17 protein-coding genes are annotated in these 16,613 nt (G+C 60.5%); 10 read left to right on the top strand and 7 right to left on the bottom strand.

Annotated features, from left to right (window positions below; all coding sequences use genetic code 11):
- Window positions 1-19: 19 nt before the first annotated feature.
- The 4 genes from folX to CAF63_RS14365 are packed head-to-tail and all read right to left on the bottom strand — an operon-like array spanning window position 20 to window position 2,311.
- Complete coding sequence (gene folX, locus CAF63_RS14350) at window positions 20-391, bottom strand: dihydroneopterin triphosphate 2'-epimerase (RefSeq protein ID WP_007957207.1); 372 nt, start codon at window positions 389-391, stop codon at window positions 20-22.
- Window positions 392-952 carry a GTP cyclohydrolase I FolE gene (gene folE, locus CAF63_RS14355; RefSeq protein WP_007957209.1) on the bottom strand — a complete coding sequence of 187 codons (561 nt, stop codon included), beginning with the start codon at window positions 950-952 and terminating at the stop codon, window positions 392-394.
- 22 nt (window positions 953-974) lie between these two features.
- Complete coding sequence (folM, locus tag CAF63_RS14360) at window positions 975-1,685, bottom strand: dihydromonapterin reductase (RefSeq protein ID WP_085685763.1); 711 nt, start codon at window positions 1,683-1,685, stop codon at window positions 975-977.
- A 56-nt stretch (window positions 1,686-1,741) separates the two neighbouring features.
- The gene (locus CAF63_RS14365) at window positions 1,742-2,311 is read right to left on the bottom strand and encodes an antibiotic biosynthesis monooxygenase (protein ID WP_085685765.1); all 570 of its coding nucleotides are present in this window, start codon (window positions 2,309-2,311) and stop codon (window positions 1,742-1,744) included.
- A gap of 212 nt (window positions 2,312-2,523) precedes the next feature.
- On the opposite strand from CAF63_RS14365, the gene CAF63_RS14370 reads away from it, so the two are divergent.
- Window positions 2,524-3,483, top strand: a complete 960-nt coding sequence (locus CAF63_RS14370) for a MerR family transcriptional regulator (protein WP_085685849.1) — start codon at window positions 2,524-2,526, stop codon at window positions 3,481-3,483.
- Between the two features lie 3 nt (window positions 3,484-3,486).
- Here CAF63_RS14370 and CAF63_RS14375 read toward each other — a convergent pair whose 3' ends face one another.
- Together CAF63_RS14375 and CAF63_RS14380 are read right to left on the bottom strand one after the other, a co-directional pair.
- On the bottom strand, window positions 3,487-4,092 hold the full coding sequence (locus CAF63_RS14375) for a hypothetical protein (RefSeq protein WP_085685767.1): 606 nt from the start codon (window positions 4,090-4,092) through the stop codon (window positions 3,487-3,489).
- A gap of 54 nt (window positions 4,093-4,146) precedes the next feature.
- Window positions 4,147-4,623 carry a PAS domain-containing protein gene (locus CAF63_RS14380; protein ID WP_085685769.1) on the bottom strand — a complete coding sequence of 159 codons (477 nt, stop codon included), beginning with the start codon at window positions 4,621-4,623 and terminating at the stop codon, window positions 4,147-4,149.
- Window positions 4,624-4,776: 153 nt separating this feature from the next.
- On the opposite strand from CAF63_RS14380, the gene CAF63_RS14385 reads away from it, so the two are divergent.
- Window positions 4,777-5,232: a flavodoxin gene (locus CAF63_RS14385; RefSeq protein ID WP_085685771.1), complete on the top strand. Its 456-nt coding sequence runs from the start codon at window positions 4,777-4,779 to the stop codon at window positions 5,230-5,232.
- On the opposite strand, the gene CAF63_RS14390 is transcribed toward CAF63_RS14385, so the two are convergent.
- Window positions 5,222-6,109: a LysR family transcriptional regulator gene (locus CAF63_RS14390; protein WP_085685773.1), complete on the bottom strand. Its 888-nt coding sequence runs from the start codon at window positions 6,107-6,109 to the stop codon at window positions 5,222-5,224. The genes CAF63_RS14385 and CAF63_RS14390 overlap by 11 nt on opposite strands.
- 95 nt (window positions 6,110-6,204) lie before the next feature.
- Here CAF63_RS14390 and CAF63_RS14395 point away from each other — a divergent pair, with 95 nt between their 5' ends.
- From CAF63_RS14395 to CAF63_RS14430, 8 genes are all read left to right on the top strand, one after another.
- Entirely contained in the window at window positions 6,205-6,591 is a 387-nt protein-coding gene (locus CAF63_RS14395; RefSeq protein ID WP_085685775.1) for a CidA/LrgA family protein, read from the top strand.
- Complete coding sequence (locus CAF63_RS14400) at window positions 6,581-7,267, top strand: LrgB family protein (protein WP_085685777.1); 687 nt, start codon at window positions 6,581-6,583, stop codon at window positions 7,265-7,267. The genes CAF63_RS14395 and CAF63_RS14400 overlap by 11 nt, the downstream gene beginning before the upstream one ends.
- Window positions 7,268-7,399: 132 nt before the next feature.
- Complete coding sequence (locus tag CAF63_RS14405; protein ID WP_085685779.1) at window positions 7,400-8,182, top strand: class II aldolase/adducin family protein; 783 nt, start codon at window positions 7,400-7,402, stop codon at window positions 8,180-8,182.
- Entirely contained in the window at window positions 8,182-9,084 is a 903-nt protein-coding gene (locus tag CAF63_RS14410) for an alpha/beta fold hydrolase (RefSeq protein WP_085685781.1), read from the top strand. Before CAF63_RS14405 ends, CAF63_RS14410 begins: the two co-directional genes overlap by 1 nt.
- A gap of 152 nt (window positions 9,085-9,236) precedes the next feature.
- Window positions 9,237-10,148 (top strand): SDR family oxidoreductase, encoded by a 912-nt coding sequence (locus CAF63_RS14415; RefSeq protein ID WP_011332507.1) that lies wholly within the window; start codon window positions 9,237-9,239, stop codon window positions 10,146-10,148.
- A 542-nt stretch (window positions 10,149-10,690) separates the two neighbouring features.
- Window positions 10,691-12,484, top strand: coding sequence for a DUF1302 domain-containing protein (locus CAF63_RS14420; RefSeq protein WP_085685783.1), 1,794 nt, complete (start codon window positions 10,691-10,693; stop codon window positions 12,482-12,484).
- Window positions 12,485-12,507: 23 nt separating this feature from the next.
- Window positions 12,508-13,875 carry a DUF1329 domain-containing protein gene (locus tag CAF63_RS14425; RefSeq protein WP_085685785.1) on the top strand — a complete coding sequence of 456 codons (1,368 nt, stop codon included), beginning with the start codon at window positions 12,508-12,510 and terminating at the stop codon, window positions 13,873-13,875.
- Between the two features lie 139 nt (window positions 13,876-14,014).
- Window positions 14,015-16,558, top strand: coding sequence for a LuxR C-terminal-related transcriptional regulator (locus CAF63_RS14430; protein ID WP_085685787.1), 2,544 nt, complete (start codon window positions 14,015-14,017; stop codon window positions 16,556-16,558).
- Window positions 16,559-16,613: the final 55 nt, after the last annotated feature.

Raw genomic sequence — 16,613 nt, forward strand, 5'->3', positions numbered from 1 at the left:
CCCGGAGCGCCAGACACGTTCAGCGGCTGGCGGCGAGGGTGATCGACACCGATTCGGCAAAACGCAAGGCATGCGGCTTGTCGACTTCGACTTCGGCGTACAGCACCGATTCGTTGGCCATCACCAGATCCAGCAGCTCCTGAGTGAGACGTTCGAGCAGCGCGAAGCGATTGCCTTCCACGTGGGCGATGATCGCTTTGGTGATGGTGCGGTAGTTCAGCGCGTGGTCGATGTCGTTGTCACGCACCGCTTCCTGCGCGGCGTACAGGATGGTCAGGTTGATCAGCACATCCTGCTTGTTGAGGATTTCGTCCTCGTTGATCCCGATAAAGGTACGCAAGCGCAGATCCTTGACCCGGATGCGCGCCATTCCCGGTTGAAGTTGTGGCATTTACTTGCTCCGTCCAATCAATTGCAGGAACTCCTGGCGGGTGTTGCTCGACTCGCGGAAGGCGCCGAGCATGACCGAGGTGTTCATGGTCGAATTCTGTTTCTCGACACCGCGCATCATCATGCACATGTGCCGGGCTTCGATGACCACCGCGACACCGGCGGCATCGGTGACTTGCTGGACCGCCTCGGCGATCTGGCGGGTGAGATTTTCCTGGATCTGCAGGCGGCGGGCGAACATGTCCACCAGTCGCGCGATCTTCGACAACCCCAGCACCTTGCCCGTCGGAATATAAGCCACATGGGCCTTGCCGATGAAGGGCAGCAGGTGATGTTCGCACAACGAATAGAGCTCGATGTCGGCGACGATGATCATCTCGTCGGTGTCGGAGGCAAACAGCGCGCCATTGACGATCTCGTCGACGCTCTGTTCGTAGCCGTGACACAGATACTGCATGGCCTTGGCCGCCCGCACCGGCGTGTCGAGCAGTCCTTCGCGGTCAGGGTTTTCACCGAGACCGATCAGGATCTCACGGTAATTCTCTGGCAGGGAACGGGTCATGGAGCATCCTCGCGGGGGCGTGTTACTTGACGTGCCGCCCGCCGTTGACGGTCAGGGTCGTGCCGGTGACATACGGGTTGTCGAGCAGATAGCGCAGGCTCTGATAGATCACTTCGCTGCCGGGTTCGATGCCCAGCGCGGACTTGGCCAGCGCCTTGGCGCGGTACGCCGCGTCGTCGTCGGGATTGAACAATAGCAGGGCCGGTGCGATGCCGTTGACCTTGATTGACGGCGCGTACCGCGCGGCGAAGGACAACGTGAGGCTGTCGAGCCCGGCCTTGCTGGCGCAATAGCCAATGTGTTTGCTGCTGCCCTTGCGGGTGACGTCATCGCTGATGTGGATGATGTCGGCAGGGTTCGAACGTCGCAGCAATTCGGCGCAATGCAGGTTGATCAGGTACGGCGCCAGCATGTGAATGTTGAACATCCGGCTGAAGGCTTCGGCTTCGCCGTCACCGTTTTCCGCCAGCCACTCCGAGGCGTTGTGGACGATGGCGCGCAGGCTGTCGGTGTGGGTCTTCAGTTCGGTGATGAACGCGAGGATCGAGGCTTCGCTGGAAAAGTCCGCGTGCAACCCGAGGGCGCCCAGGTCCCGCAACGTCTTCACACCCGGTCGTTCGCTGCGGTAGGTGAAGATCACCCGATGACCGTCTTCCAGCAGACGCTGCGCGCAATGCAGGCCGACCCGCTGGCCGGCGCCGGTGATGAGGATGGGAGCTGTGGGAGAGGTCATGTACGGCTCGCGTCGAAGTCAGAGCAAAAACTATAACAGCGACGCGAGCGACGGCTTCAGCGATTTTGCGTGGAGGGCGCGGCAGGCAACGGGCGTGCGGGCACCGGATTGAGCCAGCCGGCCAGCAGGCGGGTCGACAGCGGAATGAAGAAGTAGACCATCAACGGGGTCAGGCACAGCGTGCTGACGAAGACTCGGGGAACCAGGCTCATTTCAGCGAGCAGCGGACCCAGCACGAAATTGAACAGCAGCGACACCGGAAAGAACGCCAGCCAGATCGCCACGGCCTGTTTCCAGCGCGGGGGGCGATGACCGGCGGCACCGAACCAGCCTTCGATCCCGCTGACCCGATGTTCCGTCGGATGGGCAAACAGATCGCTGCCACGAGCCAGCCATGCGGTGCGCGATGCCGAATGTTCCCAGGCGTGCAGGGTCTGTTCGTCGACGAAGCGGAAAATGATCTGGAATTCATCGTCGCCCGGAGGCGGGGCCAGTACGCCGGAACCAAGGTAACCAGGGAAGTCGGTGGCCAGTTGTTCGCCTTCGCGCAGCCAGGCGATCAGATCCTGATAACGACCATTGGCGACACGACGCGCGACCATCAGCGTGACGGGGGAAGTAGACATTGTGTATCTCCGTATTGCATGTGCGTCGCTCCGGGTAGGAGTTTCGCCTGACGCAGCGCCGGGGTAGAGGGCTGCGTTTTTCGACAAGCAAGGATTATTCCTCATTTTCGTGACGAACCAGAGACTTTCGTCCCACTTCATCGCTTGAACCGGTCGGGGGCATCAGGAGTAGAATGGGATCCAACTACGCCAACTGGGACGTACCCGCATACATGCCTGTCATGACAGACGTTCGCCCTGCTTCGCAGGCATCTGTTGCGCTGGAGCGCGAAGAGCTTTTTCCGATACGTGAAGTGGCGCGTCTGACCGGGGTCAACCCGGTCACGCTGCGCGCATGGGAACGCCGCTATGGATTGATCCAGCCGACACGCACCGAAAGTGGGCATCGGCTGTATTCGATGACCGATATCGAGCGCGTTCGCAGCATCGTCGACTGGATTGATCGCGGTGTCGCGGTGAGCAAGGTCGGCAAGATCCTGGCCAAGACCGAGCCGATGAAAGCGCTGGCGCACATCATTCCCGATGATCTGGTTCAGGCGGACTATCTCCAGTGGCAGGAACAAGTCCAGCGAGCAGTCAGCTCATTCGACGATCAGTTGCTCGATCGCGTCTATGGCCAGATTTTCTCGTCGTATGCCTTGCCTGTCGTTTTTCAGGACATCCTGATGCCGCTGTGGCTGCAAATGCTGCAGCGCCAGGACGCGTTCGGACAGACCAGCGAGTGGCTGTTCTTCGACGGTTTTCTGAGAGCGAAGGTGCTTCAGCGCATCGTCGTGCTGCGCGGCTCGCAACCGCGCAAAGTCATCGTCAGCGCGCTGGCCGGTCAATGTCGTGAGCTGGAATTGCTGGTGGCGGCGCTGTTTCTCAGTGGCAATGACGCGGGCGTTCGTGTACTCACCACCGGGCAGCCATTTGATGAGCTGACACTGGTGTGCGAGAAAATCAAACCACAGGCACTGGTGCTGTTTTCCAATCACGCGCCTGCACCCGAGCTGCCCCGGCGCCTGAACCGTCTGGCGCTGAGTCTTGATTGTCAGTTGTTGCTGGCGGGCGATGCTGCCGATCTGGCGCAGGACAGCCTGGCCGGATCATCGGTCGGCTGTCTGGGCAATGAGGGGGCGACCATGCGCCAGCGCATGAATCAGTTTCTGGCGGGGACGCTGGATACCTGAGACTCAGGTGTGCAGGGCAGGGTGGGTCAGACGATGCTGTTGCAGGATGAACTGGCGCAGACGCTCGGTTTCGTCGGCATCGCTCTGGCTTAGTTCGTAAGCATAAAAGCCGCTCTCGGTTTCCCGCTCGAACGTCCCGCGCAGGGAAATCCGCTCGTAGCCCGACGGGCTGAACCACAAGGCAAAATGCTTCGGCGGTTTGGTTTTGTTGCGCACTTCCAGCAGCACACCTTTGTGCGAAACCTCGTGAACCCACAGCGTGCCCGGCTGGCCCTTGGCATTTTCCAGTGCCACAGGCTCTTGCAGGGTCAGGCGCCATGGACGCACCATTGGCCCGTCTTCATAGATGCTCGGCACCCCAAGACGCAAATGCAGGGCGTGAAACTCGTCTTCCACCAGATGCAGCGGGAAGGTCATCTGCTGATTTTCGAAGTTGGCCTGGATGGTGACTTGCTCATGGGCCGCCAGGCGCGTGAGCAGATCACGGATCTGCGAACCACCATTGACCAGCAGGCTCGACGTCGCATCCCGCACATTGAGTTGCGGGTTGTGTTGCATGGTCTGGATGAAATCCAGCTCATCCTGGGTCAGAAGGGCGTCGCGCTGCATGGCTAACTCGAAATGAATAATTACAAAGTCATTGGTGATTGTAGTTAATGACAATTAGTTCGTTGTTTTGTTTGCGCCGTTCGTCGCTTTCAGTGTCGCAAGCTCTGCTTCGAGCGCCGCCACCTGGGCTTCCAGTTGCACAACCCGCTGCTGGGCCTTGACCTGAACCGTGACGTCCTTTTGCACGCCTACGAAGTAGGTCTGCCCATCATCGGCATTTTTTACCGTCGACAAAGACAGTTCGTTCCAGAACGGTGTGCCGTCCTTGCGGTAATTGCGCAGGATTTCCCGGCATGAGCCACCGTTTTTCAATACATCGCGAATCCGCTCCAGACTGGCCTGGTCGCGATCACCGGCCTGCAGGAAACGACAGTCCTGATAGAGAATTTCTTCGCTGGTATAGCCGGTCAGTTTTTCGAAAGCCGGATTCACGTAGATCAGGATGTTGTCCCGATCGCCTTCTTTTTCTGCCACCACGATTCCATCGTTCGACGCGTTGATCACCATTTGCAGCAGACTGGCATTGATCATCTATGAATCCCTTCAGTGGTCTCGACCGCTGGCATTCTAGAAGATCGATTGGCGCTGTCTACTGGCCATCAGCGCTTGTCGAGAGCCAATCGCAACAGGGCGCCGCCGGCTGTTACTATCGTCGCTCTTTTTTTCAGTTTCAGGATCAGATTGATGAAAGTCGCCATCCTCTCCGGCTCGGTGTACGGCACGGCCGAAGAAGTCGCTCGCCACGCTCAGAGCCTGTTGAACGCCGCCGGTTTTGAAACCTTCTACAACTCGCGCGCCAGCCTCGCTGATCTCCAGGCCTTTGGCCCTGAAGCCTTGCTCGCCGTGACTTCGACCACCGGCATGGGCGAGTTGCCGGACAACCTGCAACCGTTGTATTCGTCCATTCGCGATCAACTGCCGGCGGCCTGGCGTGGCTTGCCTGGCGCGGTGATCGCGTTAGGCGACGCCAGCTACGGCGACACTTTCTGTGGCGGCGGCGAGCAACTGCGTGAGCTGTTCGGCGAACTCGGCGTGCGTGAAGTGCAGGACATGCTGCGCATCGACGCCAGCGAAAGCGTCACTCCAGAAACTGACGCCGAGCCTTGGCTGGAACAGTTGATCGCCACGCTCAAGGGGTGATCCCGCGTTCGCGCAACAGCGCGAGCCAGGCCTGCGCAGCCTTCGACAGATAGGCGCCCCGGCGCCAGATGAAGGCGATGTCCCAGCGCAAATAGTCGGGCGCGTTCAAGGTCAGGCGTACTACGCCTGGCCGCACCAGTCCGCGCGCCACCACGCTGGGCAGCAACACCACGCCTTGCCCGGCCGCGACCAGCGCTGCGAGAAAATCCGCCTGCCCGCTGCGCCCGCCCTCCTTCGGGGTGAAGCCCATCTGCTGGCATGCCTGAAGCAAACGATCGTTGAGCACGAAACTGCGCTGATACAGAAGGAACGGCGTATCGGCCAGTTCCTCCAGAGCGATTTCACCCTTTTTCGCCAGCGGGTGATCCACCGGTAGCAGCGCATCGAGCGGTTCATCGCAGAAGGGCTGGAAGTCGAACTGTGGGTCTTTCGGCCGCAGACTGCCGCCCAGTTCCAGTTCACCGTTCAATACCGCCTGTTCGATGTTGCGGCTGCCACCTTCGAGCAACTGCACGCTGATGTTCGGATAACGCCGGCGGTACTCGGCGAACAGCCCGGCAAACAACGCATCGCTGCCCAGCAAGGGCAAGCCGAGACGCAACACGCCGCGCGCCAGTTGACTGAGGTCATCCAGTTCACTGAGCAATTCATTGCGCAGGCGCAGCATGCCTTCGGCCCGTTGCAGCACCACGCTGCCGGCGGCGGTCAGGCGTAGCTGCGAGCCCAGTCGTTCGAGCAGCGGCGTGCCCAGGCTCTGTTCGAGCTGGGCGATCTGCTTGCTCACGGCGGACTGACTGATGTGCAGGGTCTTCGCGGCTTGGGTGAAACCGCCCTGATGCATGACTTCGACGAAGCTTTTGAGCTGTTTGAATTCCATGGCCTGATTCCAGATTGGAATGGCTTTGAGTCTAACAATTCGCTTCGGAGATGGCAGTCGGGTCCGTAAAATAGGCACCTGAAAGGAGCCCCCCGATGAAAGCCTCGACCGTTAAATACTTCTCCCGCCTGCTGGCCGAACTGGCCGTCCTGCTCGCTCTCTACCTGCTCGGCTGCCAGATCGCAGCGTGGCTGGCCTGGCCGATTCCCGGAGGCGTGATCGGCATGGCGCTGTTGCTGCTGGGTTTTGCGTTCGGCTGGATCAAACCGGCGGCGCTGCAAATGGGCGCAGGGTTGTTGATGGCCGAGATGCTGCTGTTCTTCATTCCGGCGCTGATGAGTCTGCTGGATTACGGCGCATTGCTGCGTGATGACGGCTGGCGGATCTTGTTGGTGATCGCGGCCAGTACGCTGATGGTGATGCTGGTGACCGCGTTCACCGTGGAGCTGGCCGTGCGCCTGAGGCGGTCCCATGAAGCTTGAGCTGATGCCGATGTTCTGGCTGGCGTTCACGTTGCTGGCTTATCTGTTCAGCCGCTGGCTGTATCGCCGGACCGGGCGTTACGTGCTGTCGCCACTTATTCTGGTCCCCGCGTTGCTGCTGGCGCTTGCCGTGCCGCTGCACACTGCTTATGCCGAATATTCGAGCAACACCCATTGGCTGATGCTGGTGCTCGGTCCGGTCACCGTGGCGTTCGCGGTGCCGATCTGGCAGCAGCGACGTCTGCTGGTGCGGCATTGGTCGGCGTTGCTGCTGGGCATGCTGGCCGGCAGCGCGGCGTCGATCGCCACGTCGTTCGGCCTCGCGAAAGCACTGGCGCTGGACAGTTCGGTGACGCTGTCGCTGGTGCCGCGCTCGATCACCACGCCGTTCGCCATGCCGCTGGCGCAGGACCTCGGTGGCGTGCCGGAACTGACGGCGGTGTTCGTGATGTTCACCGGGGTATTCGGCGCCATGCTCGGCGGTGTATTGCTCAAGTGGCTGCCGTTGCGCAGCGCCCTGGCGCGCGGTGCATTGTTCGGCGTCGGTGCGCACGGTGCCGGGGTCAGCCGGGCCCATGAAGTGGGCGGCGAAGAAGGCTCGGTCGCGGGGCTGGTGATGGTGCTGACGGGGCTGCTCAATCTGTTAGCCGCACCGTTGTTGGCGTCGTTGCTTTGACATGGATCCAAGCGGTTTGCGTAGCTGACTCGTTCAGTCATCAAGCTGGCTGCCAATGCAACTACACGACTGTGTGCAGCTGACTAGACTGCTGACAGGTGCAAAAACAATAAGAACTCTGAGGTGCATACAGTGAGCGTAGCCCCCGTTCCGTCGTCCTTGAATGTCAAAGACCAGGTCAGTGCCGCGGAATGGCAGACCCGTGTCGATCTCGCCGCCTGTTATCGTCTGGTCGCGCTGCATGGCTGGGACGATCTGATCTTCACCCACATTTCCGCCAAGGTGCCCGGCACCGAAGATTTCCTGATCAACCCGTTCGGCCTGATGTTCCATGAGATCACCGCTTCGAGCCTGGTGAAGGTTGATCAGGCCGGCAACAAGCTCATGGACAGTCCTTACGAAATCAATCCCGCCGGCTACACGATCCACAGCGCCGTGCACGAAGTGCGGCACGACGTGGCCTGCGTGCTGCACACCCACACCGCCTCCGGTGTCGCGGTATCGGCGCAGAAGCAGGGCGTGTTGCCGATCAGTCAGCAATCGCTGTTCGTGCTGTCGAGCCTGGCCTTTCATGCCTATGAAGGTGTGGCGCTCAACCATGAAGAGAAAGCGCGGTTGCAGGCGGATCTGGGTGACAACAATTTCCTGATGCTGCACAACCACGGTCTGCTGACCTGTGGCGGCACCATCGCCGACACGTTCCTGATGATGTTCACCTTCCAGCGAGCTTGCGACATCCAGGTCATGGCGCAAACTGGCGGTGCCGAACTGATCGCCATCGAACCGCAGATTCTAGCAGGCGCCAAGGCGATGATCGCCGGCGTCACCAAAAGTGCTCAAGGCATGGGGGGCGCGCTGGCCTGGCCGGCGCTGCTGCGCAAACTCGATAAACAAGACCCGGGGTATAAACTCTAATGCCTCTCGCCGAGATTCCGCTGAGTGCCTGGCGCAAACGCAGCCAGTCGTTTGTCTTCCGCGGTCAGCCGATCCGTTACTGGACGGCCGGGCAGGGCGAACCGCTGCTGCTGATCCATGGCTTTCCGACGGCCAGTTGGGACTGGCATTACCTGTGGCAGCCGCTGTCCCAGCGCTACCGGGTGATTGCCTGCGACATGCTCGGTTTCGGCGACTCGGCCAAACCGCTGAATCACACCTACAGCCTGCTGGAGCAGGCCGATCTGCAACAGGCCTTGCTGGCGCATCTGCAGGTCGAACAACCGGTGCACATTCTGGCCCACGACTACGGCGACAGCGTTGCCCAGGAATTGCTGGCCCGGCATTACGAAGGTCGGATCGATGTCGCCAGCTGTGTGTTCCTCAACGGTGGTTTGTTCCCGGAAACCCACCGGCCGTTGCTGACGCAAAAGCTGCTGCTCAGCCCCCTGGGCTGGATGATCGGCCGGGCCTTCACCCGTGATGCGCTGGTGAAAAGCTTTCATCAGATCTTCGGCCCGGACACCCGGCCCAGCGAAAGCGAAATAGATGATTTCTGGAGCCTGATCGACTGCAATCGCGGGCCGCGGATCATGCACAAGCTGATCCAGTACATTCCCGAGCGACGGGTCCAGCGTGATCGCTGGGTCGCGGCGATGCAACGCGGCGAAGTGTCGTTGCGGGTAATCGATGGCGAGGTCGATCCGATCTCCGGGGCGCACATGGTTGAACGTTATCGTGAGTTGATTCCCGATGCGGACACCGTGCTGTTGCCGGGCATCGGTCACTACCCGCAAACCGAAGCGCCCGTGCAGGTGCTCAAGCACTACCTCGAATTTCGCGATCACTTCGTGGTGCCGCCGCGCAAGGTGGCGTGCTCCTGAGTTTGTGCCGGAGGCGCCTGGCGCCCCGGCACGTTTTCATCATCCCCCAGCCTTATCGCGCACCATTCAGCCTCAGCCGTGTTCGTTGTGACCGCACGCTCTGTGCCTGACACTCAGGGACACTGTCCCTCAGGTCTGCTGGAGTTGCCCCGATGAATGAGTCTGTGCGTTTCGAAGATAAAGTCGTGATCGTCACCGGAGCCGGTGGTGGTCTGGGACGCGCTCATGCTTTGCTGTTCGCCAAACAGGGCGCCAAAGTGCTGGTCAACGACCTCGGCGGCTCGACCCAGGGCGAAGGCGCCAACGCTTCGGCTGCCGATCGCGTGGTAGCGGAAATTCGCGAAGCTGGCGGCATCGCCGAAGCCAACCATGACTCGGTCACCGACGGCGACAAACTGGTGCAGAACGCCCTCGATGTGTTCGGCCGTGTCGATGTGGTGGTGAATAACGCCGGGATTCTGCGCGACAAGACCTTCCACAAAATGGAAGACGCCGACTGGGATCTGGTCTATCGCGTTCACGTCGAAGGTGCCTACAAGGTGACCCGTGCCGCATGGCCGCACCTGCGTGAGCAAAACTACGGTCGAGTGATCTTCACCGCATCGACCTCGGGCATCTACGGCAACTTCGGCCAGTCCAACTACGGCATGGCCAAACTCGGTCTCTACGGCCTGACCCGCACCTTGGCCATTGAAGGTCGCAAGAACAACATCCTGGTCAACGCCATCGCCCCCACCGGCGGCACGCGCATGACCGAAGGCCTGATCCCGCCGCAAGTGTTCGAACAACTCAAACCGGAACTGGTCAGCCCGCTGGTGGTGTACCTGGCCAGCGAACAATGCCAGGAAACCTCGGGCCTGTTCGAAGTCGGTGGCGGCTGGATGGGCAAGGTGCGCTGGGAGCGCAGCCTGGGTGCCGGGTTCGATCCTCGCGTCGGGTTCTCCCCGGAAGACGTCGCGGCGCACTGGCAGCAGATCTGTGATTTCGAAGGCGCGGCGCATCCGAAGGACAACATCGAGGCGCTGAAGGAAATGATGGGGAATTTGCAGAAGTATTCGCTCTGATCCCCTGGGTTATCCGGCAGGACTTTCCCGGTCCTGCTTTCTCTTTTGAGCGCTCGCCTCATGAGCCTCTGCCGCTGACTTCCAGCTAAAACATCGCCCATAAAAAAGGCCGCTGCAAACGCAGCGGCCAAGGTAAGACGTTGGATCAAGGAGCTACAAATCAACGTCAGTGAACACCGGGGGCGATGGATCGAAAAACGCTTTGTTCCATCAGAAATCATTGCCGACGACTCGGTCGCGGACTTCGTGCTTTCTGGCGGTCTGCCGTGAAAGCCCGCTCAGAATAAGGGCTGGCGCCTCAGGGAAAAATAGCGATTCCGGACATGCACTGTTACGGGGCATGCAACAGTGGCGCGCACCGGGTCGTCATTATCCGTTGCGATGATAGTGGCCCATCCAGCCTGTTCATGGCGGGCGCAAAGTCTTGTCGCAGGCGGGGATTCATCCTTTCGAGCGACAGCGTGAATACCTCCTTGGTGCGCTTATCGTCCCCGTGTGGCGGCAGTAGGGTGGGGCCTTCTGTCACTCACCGGGGAAGACGCATGACAAAAACAACAATGCGCGCCATCTTCACGCCGCACGCGCTCGCCGCGGCGGTGGCCTTGGGTTGCTGTGCCCAGGCGCACGCGGTCGCTTTCAATATCGGGGAAATCGAAGGCACGTTCGATTCGTCGCTGTCGGTCGGTGCGAGCTGGGGCATGCGCGATGCCGACAAGTCGCTGGTCGGCACGGTCAACGGTGGGACCGGCCAGTCCTCCACCGGTGATGACGGGCGTTTGAACTTCAAGAAGGGCGAGACCTTTTCCAAGATCTTCAAAGGCATCCACGACCTCGAACTGAAGTACGGCGACACCGGTGTGTTCGTGCGCGGCAAGTACTGGTACGACTTCGAACTCAAGGACGAAGACCGCGAGTTCAAACAGATCAGCGACAAGGGCCGCAAGGAGGGCGCGAAGTCTTCGGGCGCGCAGATTCTCGATGCGTTCGTCTATCACAACTACTCAATCGCTGATTTGCCGGGCACCGTGCGCGCCGGTAAACAGGTGGTGAGTTGGGGCGAAAGTACCTTCATCGGTAACTCGATCAACAGCATCAACCCGATCGACGTCTCGGCGTTTCGGCGCCCTGGCGCAGAGATCAAGGAAGGGCTGATTCCGGTGAACATGCTGTTCGGCTCTCAGGGTCTTACCGATCAACTGACCGTCGAAGGGTTCTATCAACTGGAGTGGGATCAGACCGTCCTCGACAACTGCGGCACGTTCTTCGGTGTCGATGTGGCGGCGGATGGTTGCAACAGTGGCTACACCGTCGGCAGTCCGGCAGTGGCACCGCTGGTGCCGTTGACCACCGCATTCGGACAAGGCATCCAGGTCACCCGTGAAGGGGTGGTCATTCCCCGTGGTGGCGACCGCGATGCACGGGATTCCGGGCAGTGGGGCACGGCGTTGCGCTGGCTCGGTGATGACACCGAGTACGGCCTCTATTTCATGAATTACCACAGTCGCACACCGTCGGTCGGCACCACCACTGCCGGGCTCTCGACCCTCGCGGCATTGCCGGGCATGGTTGGAATAGCCAACGGACTGGCTCCCGGCAGCGGCTCGGGGCTGGCACAAAGCGTGATGCTCGGGCGCGGTCAGTACTACCTCGAATACCCGGAAGACATCCGCCTGTACGGCGCGAGTTTCTCCACCACGCTACCGACCGGCACCGCGTGGACCGGCGAGATCAGCTATCGGCCTAATGCGCCGGTGCAGGTCAACACCAACGACCTGACCCTGGCTTTGCTCAACCCGATTACCGGCGGCGCGACGTCACCGCTCGCCACGTCGCCCGGTGCGGACAACAAGGGCTACCGGCGCAAGGAAGTGACGCAGATCCAGAGCACGCTGACGCACTTTTTCGATCAGGTCTGGGGTGCGGAACGCCTGACCCTGGTCGGCGAAGCGGCGGTGGTGCGGGTCGGCGGCCTGGAGTCGCGCAGCAAGCTGCGTTATGGCCGCGACTCGGTCTACGGCCAGTACGGTTTCGGCGGTGACACCGACGGTTTCGTCACCTCCACCTCTTGGGGCTACCGCGCCCGGGCGATCCTCGATTACGCCAACGTGATCGGCGGGATCAACCTCAAACCCAACCTGTCCTGGTCCCACGACGTCGCCGGTTATGGTCCCAACGGTCTGTTCAACGAAGGCGCCAAGGCCGTCAGCGTCGGGGTTGATGCCGACTACCGCAACACCTATACCGCGAGCCTGAGTTACACCGACTTTTTCGGCGGTGACTACAACACCCTCGAAGACCGTGACTTCGTGGCCCTGAGCTTCGGTGTGAACTTCTGATCTGCCCGAGAAGGATGAATGCAATGCGCAAGATGATTCTGCAATGCGGTGTCCTGGCCCTGAGCCTGCTGGCCGCCAACGTGATCGCGGCGGTGTCGCCGGACGAAGCCAACAAGCTCGGCACCAGCCTGACGCCGCTGGGTGCCGAGAAGGCCGGCAACGCCGACGGGTCGATTCCGGCCTGGACCGGCGGTATCCCGAAAAACGCCGGTGCGGTCGACAGCAAGGGCTTCCTGGCTGACCCGTTCGCCAGCGAAAAACCGCTGTTCACCATCACTGCCGCCAACGTCGACAAGTACAAGGACAAGCTCTCTGACGGTCAGGTGGCGATGTTCAAGCGCTATCCCGAGACCTACAAAATCCCGGTCTACCCGACTCATCGGACGGTGGCCGTGCCGCCGGAAATCTACGAGTCGGCCAAGCGCAGCGCACTCAATGTCACCAGCATCAACGACGGCAACGGTCTGGCCAACTTCACCGGCAACCGTTACTACGCCTTCCCGATTCCGAAGAACGGCGTCGATGTGCTGTGGAACCACATCACCCGATATCACGGCGGTAACCTGCGGCGGATCATCACTCAGGTAACACCGCAGACCAATGGCAGCTACACGCCGATCCGCTTCGAAGAAGAGATCGCCGTGCCGCAATTGATGAAGGATCTGGACCCTGAAAAAGCCGCCAACGTCCTGACCTTTTTCAAACAGTCGGTGACCGCTCCGGCGCGACTGGCCGGTAACGTGCTGCTGGTGCACGAGACCCTTGATCAGGTGAAGGAGCCGCGTCTGGCGTGGATCTACAACGCCGGCCAGCGCCGGGTACGGCGTGCGCCGCAGGTTGCCTATGACGGTCCGGGCACTGCTGCCGACGGCTTGCGTACCTCGGACAACTTCGACATGTTCTCCGGTGCACCGGACCGCTATGACTGGAAACTGATCGGCAAGAAGGAAATGTACATTCCGTACAACAGCTACAAACTTGATTCGCCGAGCCTCAAGTACGACGACATCGTCAAGGCCGGACACATCAACCAGGACCTGACCCGTTATGAACTGCACCGGGTCTGGGAAGTGGTCGGCACGGTGAAACCGAACGAGCGGCACATCTACGCCAAGCGCCACATGTACATCGACGAAGACAGCTGGCAGGTGGCACTGGCAGACCATTACGACGGTCGCGGACAACTGTGGCGAGTGGCCGAAGGTCATGCCCAGTACTACTACGATCACCAGGCTCAGGCCTACACCCTCGAAGCGCTCTACGACATCATCGCCGGCCGCTACATTGCCCTGGGGATGAAGAACGAAGAGAAGCACAGTTTCGAATTCGGCTTCGAGGCCAAGGCCGCCGACTACACCCCGTCGGCCCTGCGCGCCGAGGGCGTAAGGTAAGGGTTTCGATACATTGGCAACGTAAAAGGCGACCATACGGTCGCCTTTTTTATGGGCGCCAATCAGCGTACTGAATACTCGTCAACAAGCGCCGGGGAGAGGGCTAGGGTGAGCGTACAACGATAAGAAGGCGTACCCGATGACCGCCATGACCCACGTTCCGGATCGAGTGGATTTTCTCCCGAGACTGTCTTCCCATCACCTGGCGCGTCCGCGCCTTTGCGGGGGGCTGCTGGAGTCAACTGCGCGGGTCAAACTGGTCTGCGCGCCCGCCGGCAGTGGCAAGACCGCGCTGCTCACCGAGTGCCTGCTGCAGGCGCCTGTCAATTGCACGGTGTGCTGGCTGCCGCTGGCAGGGGCGTCCTTGAGCGTTGGCGAATTTTGCGAACGGCTCGCGCGCGCCATGGGGCTGGCAGTCGCAGACGAGACGTCACTGCTGTACGAGCTGGCGCGGCGAGCTTCGCCAATCTGGCTGCTGATAGATGATTACTGTCGCTATCCGGAGCCTGCGCTGGATGCCTTTCTCGATCGGATGCTGGCGGTCAGCAGTCCGGCCCTGACGTGGTGGATCGGCTCGCGGCGCCGTCCGGCCTGCAACTGGCCGCGCCTGCTGCTCGATGATGCCTTGTACGAATGTGAAGCCGCGGCGTTGGCGCTGACCCGGGACGAAATCGCACAAGCGTTGCGTCACCTGCCTTCCGCCCAGGCCGACAGTGTGGCGGGGCGCATCTTCCAGCGCAGCGGCGGCTGGTGCGCCGGCGTGCGGATGCTGTTGATGCAAAAATGCGACTGGTCGCAAAAGACCTTGCCGCAGCAACGCATGGACACCTTGCTGGACTACCTGCAACACGAACTGTTCAGCGGCCTGAGTCCAGAACTCGCCGAGGCCTGGAGAGTGCTGGCGCATCTGCCGCGGTTCAATGCCGAGCTCTGTGAACACCTGTTTGGTGCCGGAGAGGGCGCCCAGTACTTGCGCACACTGCAAGTGCTCGGTTGCTTTATCGAGCCCTGGCACGATTCGGCCGACTGGCTGCAGATTTTCCCGTCACTGTCGCATGTCATTCGCGAAGAGCACTGGCCATCGGGGCGTTCATGGCATCGCCGGGCATGCCAGTGGTTCGCTGCCGCAAATGACTGGCGCTCGGCTTTTGAACAGGCTCTCCTGGCCGAAGAATATGAAGCGGCCATCAGTCTGTTGCAGTACTTCAGCTTCGAGCACCTGTTCGAAGAGCAAACGGTGGTGCTGTTGTTGCGGCTGCATGAAATCCAGGGCGGTGAGCTGACAATGAGTTCGCCACAGCTGGTCGGACTGATGACGGCGGCGTTGCTGTTTGCCGGTCGCTTTGAACAGGCGGCGCAATGTATTGCGCGTCTTTCGTGTTTCCTGCCGCAACCCTCTGCGCAGGGTGAGTCTCAGCTGATTGCACGCTGGCAGGCATTGAGCGGTTGGCTGGAGCATCTGGAGGGGCGAATGGAAACTGCCCAAGAGCATTTCTCTCAAGCATTGGAAGTACTGGATGCGGACAGCTGGATCGCTCGGGCACTGTGTTTGTCCGGGTTGACCCAGCAAGCACTTTTGAGAGGCGAACTCGACGTTGCGCACGCCTGTAACCGCCAGGCGCTGTGTCTGGCACGAGCGCAAGGCTCGCTGGTTATCGAGGCACTGCTTGAGCTCGATCATGCGCAATTGCTGGAGCAGCGCGGCGCAGCGTCCCGGGCTGAAAATCTTCTGGCCAATGTCCACGATTTGCTTGGCAAGCAATCGAACCGGCCGACACCGTTGATGGGAAGAATCGCTTTACGCCGAGGGCGTTTGGCGCTGAGTCAGGGATTGGACGCTCGCGCTGCAGCGTTTTTCCAGGTCGGCCTGGAGGATTGCAAGCGCAATCATGACAAGCGCGTGCTGTATGGCTTCATCGGACTGGCGCAATTGGCTGCCAACCAGGCGGACTACGAACAGGCTTTCGTGTGTCTGCGCGATGCCGAGCGGCTGATGCAACTGCGGCAGATTCCGGACACGGTCTATCGCGGTGCGTTGCTGCACGCCAGCAGTCTTTTCTGGCTGCAGCAAGGACGCCACGAACTGGTTTGCGAGGCAATGACCCGCTTGCTGCGACACTATCAGGGACCTGGTGCGTTGCAGGCTCCACCAGCAACGCTGGAGCTGATTCCGCGAGTCGAGTACCTGCTGATCCTGGCCCGGGTTGGATTGCACAAGGCTCACGATCCCGTCGTGCGCCTCCAGCAGCTTCTGGAAACCGCCCGGCATTGCAGAATGCTTTCTCTGGAAACCGACTTGCACCTGGCATTGGCCGAGGTGGCTTTCGCACTGGGTGATGAAACCCTGGCCGGAACGCATTTGCAGGAGGGTTGTGAAATGGTCAGTCTGCATGGACTGCATCAGGCACTGCATGAACTGAAAATGCGCCGGCCTGAACTGGCTGGCAGTGCTACCGAGACACCTTGTGCGGTCAGTTCGAACGGTTGCGCATTGCTCAGTCAGCGAGAACTGGAAGTTTTGAGATTGATTGCCAGAGGGTATTCCAATCAGCAGATTGCCGATCAGCTGTTTATCTCGTTACATACGGTAAAGACTCATGCCAGGCGTATACATGGAAAGTTGGGTGTCGAGCGCAGAACGCAAGCAGTGGCCAGTGCAAAGATGCTGGGTCTTGATGTATAGAAGAGCGTTACAGCGGAGAAATCATTTATTTGTTCGGTTTTTTCTCGGAGACAAT

Origin of the sequence: Pseudomonas sp. B20(2017), from assembly GCF_002113125.1 — a bacterium.
In the GTDB taxonomy this organism is placed as follows: domain Bacteria; phylum Pseudomonadota; class Gammaproteobacteria; order Pseudomonadales; family Pseudomonadaceae; genus Aquipseudomonas.